Source organism: Klebsiella ornithinolytica (assembly GCF_030505655.1).
GTDB classification, from domain to species: Bacteria; Pseudomonadota; Gammaproteobacteria; order Enterobacterales; family Enterobacteriaceae; genus Klebsiella; species Klebsiella ornithinolytica.
In genome coordinates this window covers 618,981-638,656 of sequence record NZ_CP130153.1, presented here as the reverse complement: position 1 = coordinate 638,656, position 19,676 = coordinate 618,981, and the positions used below count along the sequence as shown (strand labels likewise).

The following is a 19,676-nucleotide window of genomic DNA, read 5'->3' as shown; positions in this document are numbered from 1 at the left end:
AAGAGTGTAAAGAGGCCGTCAGCAACCATTGACGCCCTTTATGACTTGTCATATTTTGTTACGCGCAAAGGGGAGTAACTTCCTTGCCGGTGGATCGTCATTACGATGCGTGCAAAACCGCATCCGGTCGCCGGGCAATAATAAAAGGTCCTGCCGTCATCGCGCGGTTCTTTTATTGTTGTAAGTGAGACCTTGCCGGAAGGCGAGGTCTATGCATAAACACGCAGCGGCTGCCGTCTTCCGACGTCAGCCGTTTTGTTTTTATGTAAGGAATTAAGTAATGAATACTGTCGGCACACCGTTGTTATGGGGCGGATTCGCCGTGGTCGTGGTGATCATGCTAGCCATCGATCTGCTTCTTCAGGGACGGCGTGGTGCGCATGGCATGACCATGAAACAGGCCGCGGGTTGGTCTATTCTCTGGGTAACGCTCTCCCTTCTCTTTAACGCCGTCTTCTGGTGGTACCTGACACAAACTCAGGGCCGTGCCGTTGCCGATCCGCAGGCGCTGGCTTTCCTTACCGGCTATCTGATTGAAAAATCGCTGGCCGTGGACAATGTCTTTGTCTGGCTGATGCTGTTCAGCTACTTCTCCGTCCCGCCTGCGCTGCAGCGCCGGGTGCTGGTTTACGGCGTGCTGGGGGCGATCGTGCTGCGTACGGTGATGATCTTTACCGGAAGCTGGCTGATCTCCCAGTTCGAGTGGCTGCTCTATCTCTTCGGTGCTTTCCTGCTGTTTACCGGTGTGAAGATGGCGCTGGCGAAAGAGGATGCTTCCGGCATCGGCGACAAACCGCTGGTACGCTGGATCCGCAGCCATCTGCGGATGACCGATAAGATTGAAGGCGAGCGTTTCTTTACGCGGCAAAACGGCGTCCTGTTCGCCACGCCGCTGCTGCTGGTGCTGATCCTGGTCGAGCTGAGCGACGTGATTTTTGCGGTCGATAGTATCCCGGCAATCTTCGCCGTAACCACCGATCCGTTTATCGTGCTGACGTCGAACCTGTTCGCGATTCTCGGCCTGCGCGCCATGTACTTCCTGCTGGCCGGCGTCGCGGAGCGCTTCTCCATGCTGAAATATGGTCTGTCGATCATTCTGGTCTTTATCGGTATCAAGATGCTGATCGTCGACTTCTACCATATCCCGATTGGCGCCTCACTCGGCGTCGTTGGCGGTATTCTGGCGCTGACGCTGCTGATTAACGCCTGGGTCAATAAGCAACACGACAAGAAGAAATTACAGCACTAAGCCTTAAATGGCCGGGTGAAAACCACTTTCACCCGGTCAGCAACGCCCGCCGCGTATTATTTCTCGCCATGTCACAAAAACGTTAATACATAGTTAAAAAATAAGATCTCAGCTAAATAAGCAGCATTTTACGCTTCCAGGATGGCGCACTTTCCGTATACTCGACCAGGCAAACATTTATTTACATCCGGACATAAACGTAACAAATAATACGTACATGGGACCGGTAGCAACATCACAACAAGGGATAATCATGACGACACAAACTCCCCCATCGGGCCTGCTACAGCGCCTGGCTCAGGGCAGCCTGGTCAAACAAATTTTAATCGGTCTGGTGCTTGGCGTGCTGCTGGCGCTGGTTTCAAAACCTGCGGCGATCGCCGTTGGCCTGCTCGGTACGCTGTTTGTCGGCGCGCTGAAAGCCGTAGCGCCGGTGCTGGTGCTGATGCTGGTGATGGCCTCCATCGCTAACCACCAGCAGGGGCAAAAAACCAGCATCCGTCCGATTCTGTTCCTGTATCTGCTGGGGACGTTCAGCGCCGCACTCACCGCCGTGCTGTTCAGCTTTGTCTTCCCTTCCACGCTGCACCTGACCTCCGCGGCCGGCGATATTACGCCGCCGTCGGGGATTGTTGAAGTACTGCGCGGGCTGCTGATGAGCATGGTTTCAAACCCGGTCGACGCCCTGCTCAATGCCAACTATATCGGGATTCTGGTGTGGGCCGTGGGTCTGGGCTTTGCGCTGCGTCACGGCAATGAGACGACAAAAAACCTGATCAACGATGTCTCCCACGCGGTGACCTTTATCGTGAAACTGGTTATTCGGTTTGCGCCGCTGGGTATTTTCGGCCTGGTCTCCTCAACCCTGGCGACCACCGGGTTTGAAACCCTGTGGGGCTACGCGCAGCTGCTGATGGTGCTGGTGGGCTGTATGCTGCTGGTGGCGCTGGTGATTAACCCGCTGCTGGTGTTCTGGAAAATCCGCCGCAACCCCTATCCGCTGGTGCTGACCTGCCTGCGCGAAAGCGGCGTGTATGCTTTCTTTACCCGCAGCTCCGCCGCCAATATTCCGGTCAATATGGCGCTGAGTGAAAAGCTGAATCTCGATCGCGATACCTATTCGGTGTCGATCCCGCTGGGCGCCACCATCAACATGGCCGGGGCTGCCATCACCATTACGGTGCTGACGCTGGCTGCTGTACATACCCTGGGGATTCCGGTGGATCTGCCTACCGCGCTGCTGTTGAGCGTCGTGGCGTCGCTGTGCGCCTGCGGTGCTTCCGGCGTGGCGGGCGGCTCCCTGCTGCTGATCCCGCTGGCCTGCAACATGTTCGGGATCCCCAATGATATCGCCATGCAAGTGGTTGCCGTCGGCTTTATCATCGGCGTGCTGCAGGACTCCTGTGAGACCGCGTTGAACTCCTCCACCGACGTGCTGTTTACCGCCGCCGCCTGTATGGCGGAAGACGAGCAGCTGGCGAAAAACGCGCTGCGCGATTAATCCCGACCTTCCCCTCCGCTCATCTGCGGAGGGGCCTTCTTCCCTCTCTCGCGTTTCCATTTTAAACGGAACGGATGCGCTTCATTACAACGTGACGCCGCTTTTGAAGATCGCCAGTTCACGGAAATCATTGCGCTCATTGCAGGTCGGTTTGCCATTGACGATATCAACGAGGGTATCGATAAACTCTTCCAGCAGCTGAGGCATCGCTTTACCGTGAATCAGCTGACCGGCGTCAAAATCGATCCAGTGTTTCTTTTTCGCCGCCAGTTCGCTGTTAGTGGCGATTTTGACCGTCGGCACAAAACCACCGTACGGCGTGCCGCGACCGGTACTAAACAGCACCATATGACACCCCGCACCGGCCAGCGCGCTGGTTGCCACCGCATCGTTGCCCGGCGCGCTCAGCAGATTGAGGCCATGCACTTTTAAACGTTCGCCATAGCGCAGGACGTCCACCACTTCGCTGGAGCCCGCTTTCTGCGTGCAGCCCAGCGATTTATCTTCCAGCGTCGTGATCCCGCCCGCTTTGTTACCCGGCGACGGGTTCTCGTAAATGGGCTGGTTATGCGCAATGAAGTACTGTTTAAAGTCATTCACCATCGTCACCAGCTTGTCGAAGGTTTGTTCATCGCGGCAGTGGCTCATCAGCAGCTGCTCAGCGCCGAACATTTCCGGCACCTCCGTCAACACGGTGGTGCCGCCGTTGGCGATCAGGTAATCCGAGAAGCGTCCCAGCATCGGGTTCGCGGTAATCCCCGAAAGGCCGTCCGATCCGCCGCACTCGAGGCCAAACTTCAGCTCGCTCAGTTTGCCTGGCTCACGTTTGTCGTGGCGCATCACCTCATAAAGCTGATGCAGATGCTCCAGTCCCGCTTCCACCTCATCATCCTGCTTCTGGCAGATCATAAAGTGTACGCGCTGAGGATCGAACTCACCGAGGGTTTCACGGAACGCGTCGACCTGGTTGTTCTCACAGCCCAGGCCAATCACCAGCACCGCCCCGGCGTTCGGGTGACGCACCATGTTTTGCAACATGGTGCGGGTATTGATGTGATCATCACCCAGCTGCGAACAGCCGTAAGTGTGACTGAAGAGAAAGACGCCATCGGTGCCTTCCGCTTCGTTGGTCTCTTTCAGAAACCGGTTCTGAATCTGACGGGCGATACCGTTGACACAGCCGACGGTCGGCAGGATCCACAGTTCATTGCGCACCCCGACCTCCCCGTTCGCACGACGATAGAGCTGCACGTCGCGGTCGGCCGGCTGCGCCGACGGCTCGGCAAGATCCGGTTGATAGCGATACTCGTCAAGGTCGCTCAGGTTGGTACGCGTATTATGGGCATGAATATGTTCCCCTGGCGCAATATCCGCCAGCGCATGACCAATGGGCAGACCATACTTGATGACGTTTTCTCCCTTCGCAATCGCGCGTAATGCGAACTTATGACCACGGACAACGTCCTGGCTTAAGGTGACCGCAGTATCATCAATGGTGACCTGGGTACCCGTCGCCATATCTGCTAACGCGACAGCAACGTTATCCTGCGAATGGATTTTAATGTATTGCATAGCAACCGACCTCTGGTCTTAATTCAGTTCAATCGCGAAGTAATCACGCGCATTGTTAAAGCAGATATTTTTCACCATCTCGCCCAGCAGCTGAATATCCGCCGGCGCTTCACCCGCGGCAACCCAGCGGCCGATCATCTGGCACAGGATGCGACGGAAATACTCATGGCGGGTGTAGGACAAGAAGCTGCGGCTGTCGGTCAGCATGCCGACGAAACGACTGAGCAGACCAAGCTGCGCCAGCTGGGTCATCTGACGTTCCATGCCGTCTTTCTGATCGTTGAACCACCAGCCGGAACCGAACTGCATCTTGCCCGGCATCCCTTCGCCCTGGAAGTTACCGATCATCGTGCCCAGCACTTCGTTATCGCGCGGGTTCAGGCAGTAAAGAATGGTTTTCGGCAGCAGGTTTTCTTCATTCTGCTTGCTCAGCAGTCGGGACAGCTCTTCCGCCATCGGGCGATCGTTGATGGAATCAAAGCCAACATCCGGCCCTAACAGCTTGAACTGACGCTGATTATTGTTACGCAGCGCGCCAATGTGATACTGCTGGACCCAGCCACGGCGAGCGTATTCTGCTCCCAGGAAGACCAGCACAGCCGTTTTAAACTGCGCCACTTCATGTTCGCACAGGATGGAACCGGCCAGACGGCGGGCAAGGATGCTATCGAGTTCCGCTTCGCTGGCTTCAGCAAACAGCACCACATCCAGCGCATGGTCGGAGACTTTACAGCCGTGCGCGGCGAAGTGATCCAGACGTTTGACCAGCGCAGCCTGCAGATCGGCAAAGCGGCGGATGTCGGTATCTGAAACTTCACCCAGCTTCGCCATGTAGTCGTTAAACGTCGCCTGCTCAATGTTGAACGCTTTATCCGGACGCCAGCTTGGCAGCACTTTGGTCGTGAAGGTCGCGTCTTTCGCCACCGCCGCATGATGTTCCAGCGAATCGATCGGATCGTCGGTGGTGCCGACCATTTTCACGTTCATCTGCGTCATGATACCGCGGGCGGAGAAGCGCTCCTGGGCCAGCAGATCGTTGCACTGATTCCAGATCTCATCCGCGGTGGACGGGGACAGCAGCTTACCCGTAATCCCAAACGGGCGGCGCAGCTCCAGATGGGTCCAGTGATAGAGCGGATTGCCGATCGTATGCGGTACGGTAGCTGCCCATGCGTCAAACTTCTCGCGGTCCGAAGCATCGCCGGTACACAGGCGTTCAGCCACGCCATTGGTGCGCATTGCGCGCCATTTGTAGTGGTCACCTTTCAGCCAGATGTCATACAGGTTTTTAAAACGATAATTTTCGGCAATCTGCTGCGGCGGAAGGTGGCAGTGATAGTCGAAAATCGGCTGGTCTTTGGCGTAGTCGTGATACAAACGGCGGGCAAACTCGGTATCAAGCAGAAAATCTTCGGTCATAAACGGTGTCATTTTCATTTCCTCTTCGCCCCATTGAGGAGCCCTTCAGATGATTGACTATCATGCTGACAAAGTTATCACACCAATTTCTACAGGCCGAAATCTTTTTCGTGAGATAGATCAATAAACGCTGACAAAAAAAGTACCCTTTCTGGAGTAAACCCTCGTGCAAGCCGCGCCAGTACTGGCTTTGCTCGCAAGAAATAATACCCCCATAAACTTTCCCACTTTTGTGACAGTACTCAACTTTTAAAGTTGTATGACAAGTTATCTTTCTGCCGTCGCAACATATAAACCGTTGGAATGTATTCGCGATGATTCAATACATCGCATTGACCGGTACGGATACCGAATTAAGCAAAACAATTGATGGCAAGGTTCGGGCCATATGGGTTTTCCCTCCTGAGCCCTCCGTTTCTCCTTCTCAACCCCTGTACAGGGTTTGAAGATGGCCGCACTCGCTGCGGAGATATAACAAACGATGAGGTTTTACATGCGTAAAATTAAAGGGTTACGTTGGTATATGATCGCACTGGTGACAATGGGCACCGTGCTGGGTTACCTGACACGTAACACTGTGGCTGCGGCTGCGCCGACTCTGATGGAAGAGTTACACATCTCCACCCAACAGTATTCCTATATCATCGCAGCCTATTCAGCTGCTTATACCGTCATGCAGCCGGTGGCAGGCTACGTCCTTGACGTGCTGGGGACGAAGATCGGTTATGCCTTCTTCGCGATCGCCTGGGCCGTTTTCTGTGGTTCAACGGCGCTGGCGGGCAGCTGGGGCGGATTAGCGCTGGCTCGTGGCGCGGTCGGCGCGGCGGAAGCGGCGATGATCCCGGCAGGCCTGAAGGCCAGCTCCGAATGGTTCCCGGCAAAAGAACGCTCTATTGCCGTCGGTTACTTCAACGTGGGCTCCTCAATCGGCGCGATGATCGCCCCGCCGCTGGTCGTCTGGGCGATTGTGATGCACAGCTGGCAGATGGCGTTCATTATCTCCGGTGTCCTGAGTTTTATCTGGGCCATGGCGTGGCTGGTCTTCTATAAACACCCTCGCGACCAGAAAAAATTAACCACTGAAGAACGCGACTACATCATCGGCGGTCAGGAATCGCATCACCAGACCAACAACAGCAAGAAAATGTCTCCGTGGCAGATCCTGCGCAACCGTCAGTTCTGGGGCATCGCGCTGCCGCGCTTCCTTGCCGAGCCAGCATGGGGGACCTTCAATGCCTGGATCCCGCTGTTCATGTTTAAAGTCTATGGCTTTAACCTGAAAGAAATCGCGATGTTTGCATGGATGCCAATGCTGTTTGCTGACCTGGGCTGCATCATCGGGGGCTATCTGCCGCCGCTGTTCCAGCGCTGGTTCGGGGTTAACCTGATTGTGTCGCGTAAAATGGTCGTGACCATGGGCGCACTGCTGATGATTGGCCCGGGGATGATCGGCCTGTTTACCAGCCCGTTTGTGGCTATCGCCCTGCTGTGCGTCGGCGGCTTTGCCCACCAGGCGCTGTCCGGTGCGCTGATTACGCTCTCTTCCGACGTATTTGGCCGTAACGAAGTGGCTACGGCAAACGGCCTGACCGGTATGGCGGCCTGGATGGCGAGTACCATGTTCGCCCTGGTGGTCGGCGCTCTGGCGGATACCATTGGTTTCAGCCCGCTGTTCGCCGTACTGGCGGTCTTCGATCTGCTGGGCGCCCTTGTCATCTGGACCGTACTGAAGAACAAGTCAGCCGATGACGACGCCCCGCCGCTCAAAACGACTAAGCCGGTGACGCAAAGCTAGTCCTGATACGGTGAGATCTGTTTACAAAGCCGCCTCATTGAAGGCGGCTTTTTCATGTCTGACGGTGGTGAGATGCGCGTAAAAGTGGTATAACAAATCCAATATTGTCGCCATCTTCCGGGAGCGAATATGGAAATCACAGAACCGCGTCGTTTGTATCAGCAGCTTGCTGCCGAGCTGAAGGCGCGTATTGAGCAAGGTGTTTACCTTGTGGGCGATAAGCTGCCTGCAGAGCGGTTTATCGCCGATGAAAAGAGCGTCAGCCGCACCGTGGTTCGCGAAGCCATTATCATGCTGGAAGTGGAAGGCTATGTGGAAGTGCGTAAAGGCTCTGGCATCCACGTCATCTCCAACCATCCGAAGTATCAGCAGGTGGTTGATGAAACGCTGGAGTTCGCCAGCTACGGCCCCTTTGAACTGCTGCAGGCGCGTCAGCTTATTGAAAGCAATATTGCCGAGTTCGCCGCCACCCAGGTGACCAAGCAGGACATCATGAAGCTGATGGAGATCCAGGAGAAGGCGCGTAAAGAGAAATGCTTCCGCGATTCGGAATGGGATCTTCAGTTTCATGTCCAGGTAGCTCTGGCGACGCAAAATACGGCGTTAGCCGCTATTGTTGAAAAAATGTGGACCCAGCGCGTGCATAACCCGTACTGGAAAAAGCTCCATGACCATATCGACCTGCGCACCGTGGATAACTGGTGTGACGATCATGACCAAATTCTGAAAGCGCTGATTCGCAAAGATCCGCACGCGGCGAAACTGGCCATGTGGCAGCATCTGGAGAACACTAAGCTGATGTTGTTCAACGAGACCAGCGACGATTTTGAATTCAATGCCGACCGCTATCTGTTTGCAGAAAATCCGGTCGTTCACCTCGATACCGCGGCCAATGGCGCAAAATAAGCGGTTATCTTCATTTCAGGCAGGCTGTCAGCGCCTGCCCGCAAACCCGCCAGGGTAAGCAAACATCTATAGTGTCAGCCTGTGTAAAGAGACTCGCCTCCCGCCACCGCAATCAGCAAAATCAACGAGCAACCGACTGCAATTTTTCTGACGTAAACTCAGCGATTTTGTTACAATTAGATGCATTTTGACGTTCTGAAGTAGGCTTGCGTTGATTTCACTTTTAACAGGGAACCGTTCAGAACGCACCAACAGCGACCATAATCTCATAAGAATCTATGTCGCAATACACGCTGCGTTCAGACATACCGTTAACCGATGTACCAGGAATCGTGAATGGAACTATTAACCCAATTGTTGAATGCCTTATGGAGCCAGGATTACGAGACCCTCGCGAATCCCTCCATGATTGGCATGCTTTACTTTGTCTTATTTATGATTTTGTTCCTTGAAAACGGCCTGCTTCCCGCCGCCTTTTTACCCGGCGACAGCCTGCTGGTGCTGGTCGGCGTTCTGATAGCCAAAGGGGCGATGGGTTTTCCCGAAACCCTGCTTCTGCTGACGACGGCAGCCAGCCTGGGTTGCTGGCTCAGCTACATTCAGGGCCGCTGGCTCGGCAATACGCGAATTGTGCAAAACTGGCTTTCACATTTGCCCTCCCACTACCACCAGCGCGCACATCACCTGTTTCATAAGCACGGGCTCTCCGCCTTGTTGATGGGCCGCTTTATTGCCTTCGTTCGTACGCTGCTGCCGACCATTGCCGGACTTTCGGGTCTGAACAATGCCCGCTTCCAGTTCTTTAACTGGATGAGCGGCCTGCTGTGGGTTTTGATTCTGACTTCCCTGGGTTACCTGCTGGGTAAAACCCCGGTATTCCTCAAATATGAGGATCAGCTGATGTCCTGCCTGATGCTGCTGCCGGTTGTGCTGCTGGTGTTTGGCTTAATCGGCTCGTTAGTTGTCCTGTGGAAGAAAAAATACAGAAGCCGGAGCTGATAATGGCCATAAAAAGCCTCTCCCGACGCCGGATTAGCTGGCTGCTGGGCGGTTCTGTTTTTTTGTGCGCGCTGTTCTGGCTATGGCTGGCGGTGCAGCAACAGGAATCAACCCTGACTATCCATCCTGTCTCTCAGGGCGTTGGCATGCCTGACGGTTTTTCCGTCTGGCATCATCTCGACGCAAACGGCATTCGTTTTAAAAGTATCACCCCGCAAAAAGACGGCCTGTTAATCAAATTTGATTCCAGCGCCCAGGGTATCGCCGCGAAAGAAGTGCTGGGCCGCGCCCTGCCACATGGTTATATTATTGCTTTGCTGGAGGAAGAAAATACGCCGACAGCATGGCTCTCCCGTCTGCGCGATGCGCCACACAGATTGGGATAACTAGCCAAAATTCTGAATATTTTCACGCAGTTTGGTGGTTTCCCGTTTTCCTGACTATGCTTAAGACTGCGGGAGCCACCGGGCTGACGTTTATCGACTGGATCGGGCATATCTCCCGGGTATGCCCTCACACAATGGAAGGTAGCATCCATGAAATACCGCATCGCTTTGATTCTGGTTTTGACTTCGCTGAGCTCCAGCGCCTTTGCCATCTCCCCCTGTCAGGAAAAAGAGCAGGATATCCAGCGGGAGATTAGCTACGCCGAAAAACATCACAACCAGAACCGGATTGATGGTTTGAACAAAGCGCTTCGTGAAGTCAGAGCGAACTGCAGCGACGGTAAGCTCAAAGCCGAACATCAGCAAAAAATCGCAAAACAACGCGAGGAAATTACCGAGCGTCAGCGCGATTTGAAGGAAGCTGAGCAGAAAGGCGATGCCGATAAAATCAGCAAGCGCCAACGCAAGCTTGATGAAGCGCAGCACGAGCTGAAAACGCTTGAGTCGCGTGATTACTAATAAGCCACACTTTACATGGACCCACTCTACAGGAGAGAAAGATGCCTAAAGACAACGTTGCAGACGATCTGCGTGCAGAACTGAAGACGCTGGCTGATACCCTGGAAGAAGTGCTTAACTCCTCCACGGATAAGTCAAAAGAAGAGATTGGCAAACTGCGTAGCAAAGCAGAGAGCGCACTGAAAGAGAGCCGCGTCCGGCTCGGTGAAACCAGCGATGCCATCGTCAGACAAACGCGTGAAACCGCCGCCCGCGCCGACGAGTACGTCCGTGAAAATCCGTGGACCGGTGTAGGTATTGGCGCAGCCGTCGGGCTGGTGCTGGGTGTCCTGCTGACGCGTCGTTAATTATGGCGGATTCTCAACACACTCAGGGGCCGGGAAAGAGCGTTTTCGGTATCGGCCAGCGGATCATTACGCTGCTGGTTGAAATGGTCGAAACGCGCCTGCGCCTGGTGGTCGTGGAGCTGGAAGAAGAGAAGGCGAACCTCTTCCAGCTGTTTTTGATGCTGGGGCTGACGCTGCTGTTTGCCGCCTTTGGCCTGATGAGCCTGCTGGTTCTGATTATCTGGGCCATCGATCCCCAGTATCGGCTGTACGTAATGATTGCGACCACCGCTGTGCTGCTGCTCAGCTCGTTAATCGGCGGTATCTGGACGCTGCGCAAAGCCCGCCGTTCGACTTTCCTGCGCTTGACGCGCAAAGAGCTGGCTGAAGACCGCGCTCTGCTGGAGGACGAACGCCTATGAACAGCAAACAGCAACGCGAGCAGCGGAAAGCGCTGCTGCTGCGCCAGATCCAACAGCAGCGGCTGGATTTAATCGCCAGCCGTCGCGACTGGCTCGAAGCGACCGCCCCGTTCGACCGCGGCTGGCTGACCCTCCAGCACCTTCGCTCCTGGGCGGTGGTCGGCAGCGGTATCATGGCAGTATGGTCCGTTCGTCACCCGCGCTTTTTACTGCGCTGGACTAAACGCGGCTTCGGTCTCTGGAGCGCCTGGCGCATGGCAAAACGCCTGCTGCGCCAGACATCCTCCCTCTAAACACCCTGCCCGTCACACCTCCGCCATCCCTGTTCTCCTTGTTCCGGGGCGTAAACGCCTCGCAACTGGCGCCGCTCTTCGTCACCACTCCAGCCGCTGACGGCGGCGTTGAGCTCTGCTCGTGGCCCTTGTCAGGTCGCGTTTACCGATCGCGATCACTCAGAATCTTTGATGAAGATCTACAGTTTTCCTTGCTAACAATTCCTTTCGAGCCTCGCTAATATTCTCTCCATCGACAGCAACCCCGCGTAACTACGCAGGATTGCACCAAAAAACAAAATCGCCGCCCTTTGGGTTTTCTGGAGTAAGAAATGAAAAAATTAGAAGATGTTGGTGTACTGGTAGCACGCATTCTGATGCCAATCCTGTTTATCACTGCAGGTTGGGGAAAAATCACCGGTTATGCGGGTACTCAACAATATATGGAAGCCATGGGCGTACCGGGCGCATTACTGCCATTAACCATTCTGCTGGAGTTCGGCGGCGGTCTGGCGATTCTGTTCGGTTTCCTGACACGTACCACCGCGCTGTTCACCGCAGGCTTCACCCTGCTGACCGCGTTCCTGTTCCACAGCAACTTTGCTGAAGGCGTGAACTCGCTGATGTTCATGAAAAACCTGACCATCGCAGGCGGTTTCCTGCTGCTGGCCATCACCGGTCCGGGCGCATTCAGCATCGACCGCGTGCTGAATAAAAAGTGGTAAGCACACTATACTGAGTGAAGAACAAAGCGAGGAGATATCTCCTCGCTTTTGCTATCTGAAGTCTGAAGGAGGAAAAAATGGGACAATTAATCGACGGCGTCTGGCACGATACCTGGTATGACACCAAATCCACCGGAGGGCGTTTCAAGCGTTCCGTTTCAGCCTTCCGCAACTGGCTGACCGCCGATGGCGCACCGGGCCCCTCCGGCGACGGCGGCTTTGCTGCAGAAAAAGATCGCTATCATCTGTACGTATCCCTCGCCTGCCCGTGGGCGCACCGCACGTTAATTCTGCGCAAGCTCAAAGGTCTGGATCCTTTTCTTTCCGTCTCGGTGGTTCACCCCCTGATGCTGGAAAACGGCTGGACTTTCGACGACGATTTTCCCGAGGCGACCGGCGATACGCTGTATCAACATGAATTTCTCTATCAGCTCTACCTGCACGCCGATCCGCACTACACCGGACGTGTCACGGTGCCGGTTCTGTGGGATAAAAAGCAGCATACGATCGTCAGTAATGAGTCGGCTGAAATCATCCGCATGTTCAATACCGCCTTTGACGGACTGGGCGCCACCGCCGGCGATTACTACCCGCCCGCGCTGCGCGAAAATATCGATGCGCTGAACGGTTGGATCTACGACAACGTCAATAACGGCGTCTATAAAGCCGGGTTCGCCACCAGCCAGCAGGCCTATGATGAGGCTGTCGATGCGGTGTTCACCTCGCTGGAGCGCCTGGAACAAATTCTGGGCCAGCATCGCTATCTGACGGGTAGCCAGCTGACCGAGGCCGATATTCGTCTGTGGACAACCCTCGTGCGTTTCGACCCGGTCTACGTGACCCACTTTAAGTGCGACAAACGCCGTATCAGCGACTACCCCAATCTGTATGGTTTCCTGCGCGATATCTACCAGATGCCGGGTATTGCGGAGACGGTGAATTTTGCCCACATCCGCCACCACTACTATCGCAGCCATAAAACGATTAACCCAACCGGGATTATCTCCGTCGGTCCTCAGCAGGATCTCACCGAGCCGCACGGCCGGGACCTTCTGTTCCGCTAACCTGCCGGGCGCCCTTCCCGGCGCCCGATATTTTCAGATCCGGCATATTTACCCGTCTGCTATTCGCGTCTATTCTTATTGCGATCGCTTTAAAAACAAGTGATTGACCGTTAATCGAGGCGTAAAAATGGACTGGTATTTAAAAGTACTGAGAAACTACATTGGATTTGGCGGCCGCGCACGCCGCAAAGAGTACTGGATGTTTATTCTGGTCAACATCATCCTGACCGGCGTACTGAGCATCATCGATAAAATGCTGGGATGGCAGCGCGCAGGAGGTGAAGGCATCCTGACGACGATTTATGGCGTGTTGGTCTTTTTGCCGTGGTGGGCGGTGCAGTTTCGCCGTTTACACGATACGGATCGCTCGGCGTGGTGGCTGTTGCTGATGCTGATTCCGGTTATTGGCTGGCTGATCATTCTGCTCTTCAATTGCCAGAACGGCACGCCTGGCAACAACCGTTTCGGGCCGGATCCCAAATCCCTGTCATCGTGAATGATGCGCTCCTCCCGCGGAAGGAGCGCATAGCGGATTTACTTCCCGGCAAACAGCTTAGGGATCTCCCGCAGACACCATGATTTCGCTTCGCCCATACTGTCGCGGCGCCACGCCATAATGATGTCAATTTCATTAGTATATTCCGGGCTGACAACCCGTAAGCGCCCTTCGGCGATGTCTTTCTCGACCAGCGGATAGGGCATCGTCGCCACCCCCAGTCCCGCCAGCAGAGCCTGACGTTTATCTTCAATAGTACTGACCGTTAAGCGCGGCTGTTTGTCGAGCAGCTGTACCGTCAGAACCGGACGCTCGCGGGCGGTATCTGCCACCGCCACGCCGCGATATTTTACCCGCGTCACTTCGGAAAGCGGCTCCGGCTCCTGGTGAATGGGGTGATCCGGCGCAGCAACATAGACGTTCAGCACCGAATAGAGTTTGCGGGAGTTAATCTCCGATGAGGAACGAAAATGCATATCAGGGGCGACAACGATATCCGCACGTCCCTGCTCCAGCCGCTCCCACGCGCCGGCCAGCACTTCGGTAAGCACCGACAGCTGGGTATTCGATTTGGTCGCCAGCTTCTCAATCAGCGGAAAGAAGTCCTGGGTTGGTACCAGGGCTTCGGTCACGATGGTCAGATGCGTTTCCCAGCCGCGCGAAAGCGCTTCGGCATCAGTGGTGAGCTTATCGGCCGCTTCCAGCAGCACGCGCCCGCGCTCCAGCAGCATCCGCCCAACGTTGGTGAATTTTGTCCGATGACCTGAGCGGTCAAACAGCACTACATCCAGTTCCTCTTCCAGCTTTTGCATGGTGTAACTGAGGGCTGAGGGCACCCGTCCGAGTTCGTCGGCCGCAGCAGCAAAGCTCCCACGCCTGTCGATAGCGTCCATTACGCGTAACGCTTCCAGCGTCAATGCTCTCTCTTTAGCCATAGCACTCTCATTCAGGAAATTTGAATATACCGGGCAGAATATCTGGCTAACAATACAGCGTCCATACCTTTACCATTGATTTAGTGTAAAGAGAGGTCAAGAAAATGATTACTACCCGAACAGCCAAACAATGCGGACAAGCAGATTTCGGCTGGCTGCAGGCCCGCTACACCTTTTCCTTTGGACACTACTTTGACCCTAAACTGTTAGGCTACGCCTCTTTGCGCGTGCTCAACCAGGAAGTTCTGGCACCCGGCGCGTCGTTTCAACCGCGTACCTACCCGAAAGTCGATATCCTGAACCTGATTCTGGAAGGGGAAGCGGAATATCGTGACAGTGATGGCAACCATGTGCAGGCAAAGGCCGGCGAAGCGCTGCTGATATCCACTCAACCAGGGGTGAGTTACAGCGAGCACAATTTGAGTAAAGACGGTTCGCTGACGCGGATGCAGCTGTGGCTGGATGCCTGTCCGCAGCGGGAAAATCCGCTGCTGCAGAAAATGGCTATCGCTGGTAGCGGGCAACAGCTGCTCGCTTCACCTGACGGCGCGCACAACAGTTTACAGCTGCGTCAGCAGGTCTGGATCCACCATCTCGATCTCGCCAAAGGCGAGCGGGTTGATGTCCAGCTACACGGGCCGCGCGCCTACCTGCAATCGATTCATGGAACGGTGCATGCCGTCGCCCATGAAGAAGCAAAACAGGCCCTGACCTGCGGTGACGGGGCATTTATTCGTGACGAAGCTAACATTACCCTTGTTGCCGACACGCCATTGCGCGCTTTACTGATAGATTTACCGGTGTAATAACGGGAGTCATGGAGTCTGTCAGTGAGTAAGCATAAGAAGAAAGCAAAGAAAGCCGTATCGTCGCCCGAGCCGCTGTTAACGGAGCCAACGAAGGCCGTAAGTTTTGGCTATGAAGAGATGCTAAGCGAACTGGAAGCAATTGTTTCAGAAGCCGAAATTCGGATTCAGGACGAAGAAAACACCGCCTGAACGGCCACCTTCGGAAATAGCAAAACGCCCTGCTTAGCTTATCCTGCGCAGGGCGTTTTTGCATGATTGACGCTGACCGATAAGCCGCTTTCTTGTCATTGAGAGCGGAGTGGACTGTCATTCATCGTCTTCTGCCGCTTCTGCCGCATATCGCAAAACGCCCATACAGATTGCGCTGTATGGGCGTTCTTGAATGAGTTGACGCTGACCGATAAGCCGCTTTCTTGTCATTGAGAGCGGAGTGGACTGTCATTCATCGTCTTCTGCCGCTTCTGCCGCATATCGCAAAACGCCCATACAGATTGCGCTGTATGGGCGTTTTTGAATGAGTTGAAGCTGACCGATAAGCCGGGTTCTGTCGTGGACAGTCATTCATCTAGGCCAGCAATCGCTCACTGGCTCAAGCAGCCTACCCGGGTTCAGTACGGGCCGTACCTTGTGAACCCCTATTTGGCCTTGCTCCGGGTGGAGTTTACCGTGCCACGAACTGTTACCAGTCGCGCGGTGCGCTCTTACCGCACCCTTTCACCCTTACCTGATCCCGCTTGCGCGGGCCATCGGCGGTTTGCTCTCTGTTGCACTGGTCGTGGGTTTCCCCCCCAGGCGTTACCTGGCACCCTGCCCTATGGAGCCCGGACTTTCCTCCCCTCCGCCCGTCTCCCCCGAAGAGGACGACGACGAAGCGGCGACTGTCTGGTCAGCTTCGGCGCGAAGTATAAAAGGTTTACCGTCGGTTGTCATCCTTCCATCACAATCCCGACCTGCAAAGTCGCGGCAACATTCCGTGAAGCGCGATAAATATTGTCCGAAGCACCGCGGAAGGCCTCCTCCAGGCTCGTGATAGTGGTCAGCACGCTGAACACCGCGTCGATACCATACTGATGTACCACGCCGACATCGCGGGCCAGGCTGCCGGCAATACCAATCACCGGCTTACGGTATTTTTTCGCCACGCTCGCGACGCCGACCGGGACCTTACCGCTAATGCTTTGACTGTCGAGCCTTCCTTCACCGGTCACTACCAGCGAACAGTCAAGAATATGCTCTTCCAGATTCAGCGCCTGGGTCACAATCTCGATACCGCTACGTAATTCAGCATTCAGAAATGCCATCAGCGCCGCCCCCATGCCACCTGCGGCACCGGCTCCGGCGACCTCTTTGACATCGACACGCAGAGTTCGCTTAATCACATCCGCATAGTGCTCAAGATTACGATCCAGCTCGAGGATCATCGCTTCCGTCGCCCCTTTTTGCGGGCCGAAAATCCACGAAGCGCCCGTCTCGCCAGTCAGTGGGTTAGAGACATCGCAGGCCACGTGAATTGAACACTCCTGCAACCGAACATCCAGTGCGGACAGGTCAATCGAATTCAGGCAGGCAAGGCTGCCACCGCCGTCACCAATATCAACGCCGTTCGCGTCGCGAAGCCGCGCGCCCAGCGCCTGCACCATCCCTGCGCCACCGTCGTTGGTTGCACTGCCGCCAATACCAATAATGATCTTTCTCGCCCCATGCTCCAGCGCCTGCAAAATCAGCTCACCGGTGCCACGCGAGGTCGTCAACAGCGGATTGCGCTGCGCGGGAGGCACCAGCCCCAGCCCGCTGGCCGCCGCCATTTCAATAAACGCGGTTTGACCATCCCCGGAAAGCCCCCAGCAGGCATCAACCGGCACCCCCAGCGGCCCCGTCACACAAGCGCTCATTTTGGTTCCCTGTGTCGCGGCGATCATCGCCTCAACGGTCCCTTCACCGCCATCGGCGAGAGGGACCTTCACATAGAGCGCATCGGGGAAAATCTCCCGAAAACCTTTTTCTATAGCCTGTGCAACCTCAGTGGCCGAGAGGCTTTCTTTATATGAGTCTGGGGCGATTACGATTTTCATAGTTATTAGCCTGACAGTGCCGCGCAAGGCAAGAATTACAGGGCGCTATCCGCGCCCTTCTTGTTAGCGAGTGACTTCCACTTTCGCCAGTTTTTCGTAGTAGCACGCAAGCGCGCTGTGGTCGGCGGTACCCAGACCGTCAGCGCGCAGCGCCTGCATCATCTCCATCACCGCCGCGGTCAGCGGCAGCTGCGCCCCCACGCCGTGGGACGTATCCAGCGCATTCGCCAGATCTTTGATATGCAAATCGATACGGAAGCCCGGTTTAAAGTTGCGATCCATCACCATCGGCGCTTTGGCATCCAGTACGGTGCTGCCGGCCAGACCGCCGCGGATTGCCTGATACACCAGATCCGGGTTCACACCTGCTTTGGTCGCCAGGGTCAATGCTTCAGACATGGCCGCAATATTCAGCGCCACGATCACCTGGTTGGCCAGCTTGGTCACGTTGCCCGCACCGATATCGCCGGTATGCACGACAGAACCCGCCATCGCTTTCAGCAGGTCATAATATTGGTCAAAAATCGCTTTATCACCGCCAACCATGACCGACAAAGTACCGTCAATGGCCTTCGGCTCGCCGCCGCTGACCGGCGCATCCAGCATATTTACGCCTTTCGCCTTTAGCGCATCGCTGATTTCGCGGCTCGCCAGCGGAGCAATGGAGCTCATATCAATCAGCACGGTGCCCGGCTTCGCCCCTTCAATAATGCCGCCTTCGCCCAGCGCCACCTCTTTCACATGCGGAGAGTTCGGCAGCATGGTGATGATCACCTCACACTGTTCAGCTATCGCTTTCGCCGAAGCGGCGGTTTCAGCGCCTGCGGCAATCACTTCTGCGATGGCTTCCGGATTACGATCGGCAACCACCAGCGAGTAACCCGCTTTGAGGAGGTTTTTACTCATGGGTTTACCCATGATGCCAAGGCCAATAAAACCAACTTTCATTGTCATGTCTTTATCTCTCTTGTTCCGGTGGCGGTTATTTCTTAAAGGAATCAGCCAGTTTCTGCGTGGCGGAGCGGAATACGCCCAGATCGCTGCCGACGGCGACAAAGGTCGCGCCCCATTCCAGATAACGACGCGCATCCGCTTCTACCGGCGCCAGAATACCGCTCGGCTTGCCGTGCTTTTTCGCGCTCGCAAAGATGTGCTGGATAGCCTGCTGGACCTGCGGGTGAGAGGCGTTGCCCAGATGTCCCAGCGCGGCGGCCAGGTCGCTTGGGCCGACAAAAATACCGTCAACGCCCGCAGTCGCGGCAATCGCATCGACATTATCCACCCCCTGCTGGCTTTCAATTTGTACCAGGAGGGTGATGTTTTGGTTCGACTGCGCGAAGTAATCCGGCACCGTGCCAAACATGTTGGCGCGGTGCGACACGGAAACGCCGCGAATTCCTTCTGGCGGATAGCGCGTGGCGGCGACAGCGTCGAGCGCTTCCTTTTCGCTTTCCACAAACGGGATCAAAAAGTTATAGAAACCAATATCCAGCAGGCGCTTAATGATCACCGGCTCGTTAGTCGGTACGCGCACAACCGGCGCGCTGACGCTGCCTTTCAGCGCCATCAACTGGGGGATAAAGGTGGAGATATCGTTCGGCGCATGTTCGCCGTCCAGCACCAGCCAGTCGAAACCGGCCAGGCCTAATACTTCTGTCGTGATGGGGCTGGCCAGGGCGGACCAGCAACCAATTTGAATCTGATGCGCCGCCAGGGCCGCCTTAAATTTGTTCGGGAAGATATCGTTATTCATCACTTATACCTTGTCACTCAACCGTTAATTATTTCTGCAGTTACACATATTGAATGTGGTCGACAATAAACGGATAGCCAATCATTGCTATCAGGCCGAACATTCAATGAAGATTAGCGCTGCGTTGAATAAGCGCATTGCACTTCATTTATTTATTTTTGGTGTGCCTCTTAATTGTTTATAAACCGATATCAGAAGCACTCGATTTACTCATCTGGCGCATAGCAAGCATGACTCAGTATAATCAGCTGGCGGTCATAGAACACCGTGCAAAAAACCCATAAAATAGAATAAATAATCATTATAATTGTGCATACGCCATAATCAGTGGGCGCTGATGCACAGTTCCAGTGTTTTCCCTTGGCAGCGGTTTTGCTCCCGCGACAATGAGTGACTGGGATCACACATCCAAATCAAAACACCTGACATTCTTTGCCGAAGAAATTCGTTCATCAG

21 protein-coding genes and 1 other RNA gene are annotated in these 19,676 nt (G+C 55.1%); 15 read left to right on the top strand and 7 right to left on the bottom strand.

The window, feature by feature from the left end:
• Window positions 1-280: 280 nt before the first annotated feature.
• Together Q1L34_RS03080 and sstT are read left to right on the top strand one after the other, a co-directional pair.
• Window positions 281-1,249 (top strand): TerC family protein, encoded by a 969-nt coding sequence (locus Q1L34_RS03080; RefSeq protein WP_015585682.1) that lies wholly within the window; start codon window positions 281-283, stop codon window positions 1,247-1,249.
• 253 nt (window positions 1,250-1,502) lie between these two features.
• Window positions 1,503-2,750: a serine/threonine transporter SstT gene (gene sstT, locus Q1L34_RS03075; protein ID WP_004867918.1), complete on the top strand. Its 1,248-nt coding sequence runs from the start codon at window positions 1,503-1,505 to the stop codon at window positions 2,748-2,750.
• A gap of 84 nt (window positions 2,751-2,834) precedes the next feature.
• On the opposite strand, the gene Q1L34_RS03070 is transcribed toward sstT, so the two are convergent.
• Both Q1L34_RS03070 and uxaC read right to left on the bottom strand, forming a co-directional pair.
• Window positions 2,835-4,322: a UxaA family hydrolase gene (locus Q1L34_RS03070; protein WP_048023325.1), complete on the bottom strand. Its 1,488-nt coding sequence runs from the start codon at window positions 4,320-4,322 to the stop codon at window positions 2,835-2,837.
• Between the two features lie 18 nt (window positions 4,323-4,340).
• Complete coding sequence (uxaC, locus tag Q1L34_RS03065; protein WP_004867932.1) at window positions 4,341-5,753, bottom strand: glucuronate isomerase; 1,413 nt, start codon at window positions 5,751-5,753, stop codon at window positions 4,341-4,343.
• A gap of 481 nt (window positions 5,754-6,234) precedes the next feature.
• Here uxaC and Q1L34_RS03060 point away from each other — a divergent pair, with 481 nt between their 5' ends.
• The 11 genes from Q1L34_RS03060 (at window position 6,235) to Q1L34_RS03010 (ending at window position 13,651) form a co-directional block, all read left to right on the top strand.
• Window positions 6,235-7,536: an MFS transporter gene (locus Q1L34_RS03060; protein WP_004867935.1), complete on the top strand. Its 1,302-nt coding sequence runs from the start codon at window positions 6,235-6,237 to the stop codon at window positions 7,534-7,536.
• A gap of 129 nt (window positions 7,537-7,665) precedes the next feature.
• Complete coding sequence (exuR, locus tag Q1L34_RS03055) at window positions 7,666-8,442, top strand: transcriptional regulator ExuR (protein ID WP_004867938.1); 777 nt, start codon at window positions 7,666-7,668, stop codon at window positions 8,440-8,442.
• 336 nt (window positions 8,443-8,778) lie between these two features.
• Window positions 8,779-9,441 (top strand): DedA family general envelope maintenance protein YqjA, encoded by a 663-nt coding sequence (gene yqjA / locus Q1L34_RS03050; RefSeq protein ID WP_004867940.1) that lies wholly within the window; start codon window positions 8,779-8,781, stop codon window positions 9,439-9,441.
• Window positions 9,442-9,443: 2 nt separating this feature from the next.
• Window positions 9,444-9,827 (top strand): EnvZ/OmpR regulon moderator MzrA, encoded by a 384-nt coding sequence (gene mzrA / locus Q1L34_RS03045; RefSeq protein ID WP_004867943.1) that lies wholly within the window; start codon window positions 9,444-9,446, stop codon window positions 9,825-9,827.
• A 150-nt stretch (window positions 9,828-9,977) separates the two neighbouring features.
• Complete coding sequence (locus Q1L34_RS03040) at window positions 9,978-10,346, top strand: DUF1090 domain-containing protein (RefSeq protein WP_032690623.1); 369 nt, start codon at window positions 9,978-9,980, stop codon at window positions 10,344-10,346.
• Between the two features lie 41 nt (window positions 10,347-10,387).
• Window positions 10,388-10,693: an ElaB/YgaM/YqjD family protein gene (locus Q1L34_RS03035; RefSeq protein WP_004867946.1), complete on the top strand. Its 306-nt coding sequence runs from the start codon at window positions 10,388-10,390 to the stop codon at window positions 10,691-10,693.
• A gap of 2 nt (window positions 10,694-10,695) precedes the next feature.
• Window positions 10,696-11,094 carry a phage holin family protein gene (locus Q1L34_RS03030; RefSeq protein ID WP_004867949.1) on the top strand — a complete coding sequence of 133 codons (399 nt, stop codon included), beginning with the start codon at window positions 10,696-10,698 and terminating at the stop codon, window positions 11,092-11,094.
• Window positions 11,091-11,387 carry a YqjK-like family protein gene (locus Q1L34_RS03025; RefSeq protein ID WP_004867953.1) on the top strand — a complete coding sequence of 99 codons (297 nt, stop codon included), beginning with the start codon at window positions 11,091-11,093 and terminating at the stop codon, window positions 11,385-11,387. Before Q1L34_RS03030 ends, Q1L34_RS03025 begins: the two co-directional genes overlap by 4 nt.
• Before the next feature lie 311 nt (window positions 11,388-11,698).
• Window positions 11,699-12,091: a DoxX family protein gene (locus Q1L34_RS03020; protein WP_004867955.1), complete on the top strand. Its 393-nt coding sequence runs from the start codon at window positions 11,699-11,701 to the stop codon at window positions 12,089-12,091.
• A 77-nt stretch (window positions 12,092-12,168) separates the two neighbouring features.
• Window positions 12,169-13,155 (top strand): glutathione S-transferase family protein, encoded by a 987-nt coding sequence (locus Q1L34_RS03015; protein WP_004867958.1) that lies wholly within the window; start codon window positions 12,169-12,171, stop codon window positions 13,153-13,155.
• A gap of 127 nt (window positions 13,156-13,282) precedes the next feature.
• Window positions 13,283-13,651, top strand: coding sequence for a DUF805 domain-containing protein (locus tag Q1L34_RS03010; protein ID WP_004867959.1), 369 nt, complete (start codon window positions 13,283-13,285; stop codon window positions 13,649-13,651).
• A 38-nt stretch (window positions 13,652-13,689) separates the two neighbouring features.
• Here the strand turns inward: Q1L34_RS03010 and Q1L34_RS03005 are convergent, their stop codons facing one another.
• Window positions 13,690-14,586, bottom strand: coding sequence for a LysR family transcriptional regulator (locus tag Q1L34_RS03005; RefSeq protein ID WP_004867964.1), 897 nt, complete (start codon window positions 14,584-14,586; stop codon window positions 13,690-13,692).
• A gap of 104 nt (window positions 14,587-14,690) precedes the next feature.
• On the opposite strand from Q1L34_RS03005, the gene Q1L34_RS03000 reads away from it, so the two are divergent.
• Both Q1L34_RS03000 and Q1L34_RS02995 read left to right on the top strand, forming a co-directional pair.
• Window positions 14,691-15,392 carry a pirin family protein gene (locus Q1L34_RS03000; protein ID WP_004867969.1) on the top strand — a complete coding sequence of 234 codons (702 nt, stop codon included), beginning with the start codon at window positions 14,691-14,693 and terminating at the stop codon, window positions 15,390-15,392.
• 24 nt (window positions 15,393-15,416) lie between these two features.
• Entirely contained in the window at window positions 15,417-15,584 is a 168-nt protein-coding gene (locus tag Q1L34_RS02995; RefSeq protein WP_004867972.1) for a hypothetical protein, read from the top strand.
• A 328-nt stretch (window positions 15,585-15,912) separates the two neighbouring features.
• On the opposite strand, the gene rnpB is transcribed toward Q1L34_RS02995, so the two are convergent.
• From rnpB to garL, 4 genes are all read right to left on the bottom strand, one after another.
• Window positions 15,913-16,289, bottom strand: an RNA gene (rnpB, locus tag Q1L34_RS02990) — RNase P RNA component class A.
• A gap of 32 nt (window positions 16,290-16,321) precedes the next feature.
• A complete protein-coding gene (garK, locus tag Q1L34_RS02985) occupies window positions 16,322-17,467 on the bottom strand; it encodes a glycerate 2-kinase (RefSeq protein WP_004867976.1) in 1,146 nt (381 codons plus the stop codon).
• 63 nt (window positions 17,468-17,530) lie between these two features.
• Window positions 17,531-18,421: a 2-hydroxy-3-oxopropionate reductase gene (gene garR / locus Q1L34_RS02980; RefSeq protein ID WP_004867977.1), complete on the bottom strand. Its 891-nt coding sequence runs from the start codon at window positions 18,419-18,421 to the stop codon at window positions 17,531-17,533.
• Window positions 18,422-18,449: 28 nt separating this feature from the next.
• On the bottom strand, window positions 18,450-19,220 hold the full coding sequence (gene garL, locus Q1L34_RS02975; protein ID WP_004867979.1) for a 2-dehydro-3-deoxyglucarate aldolase: 771 nt from the start codon (window positions 19,218-19,220) through the stop codon (window positions 18,450-18,452).
• Between the last annotated feature and the right edge of the window lie 456 nt (window positions 19,221-19,676).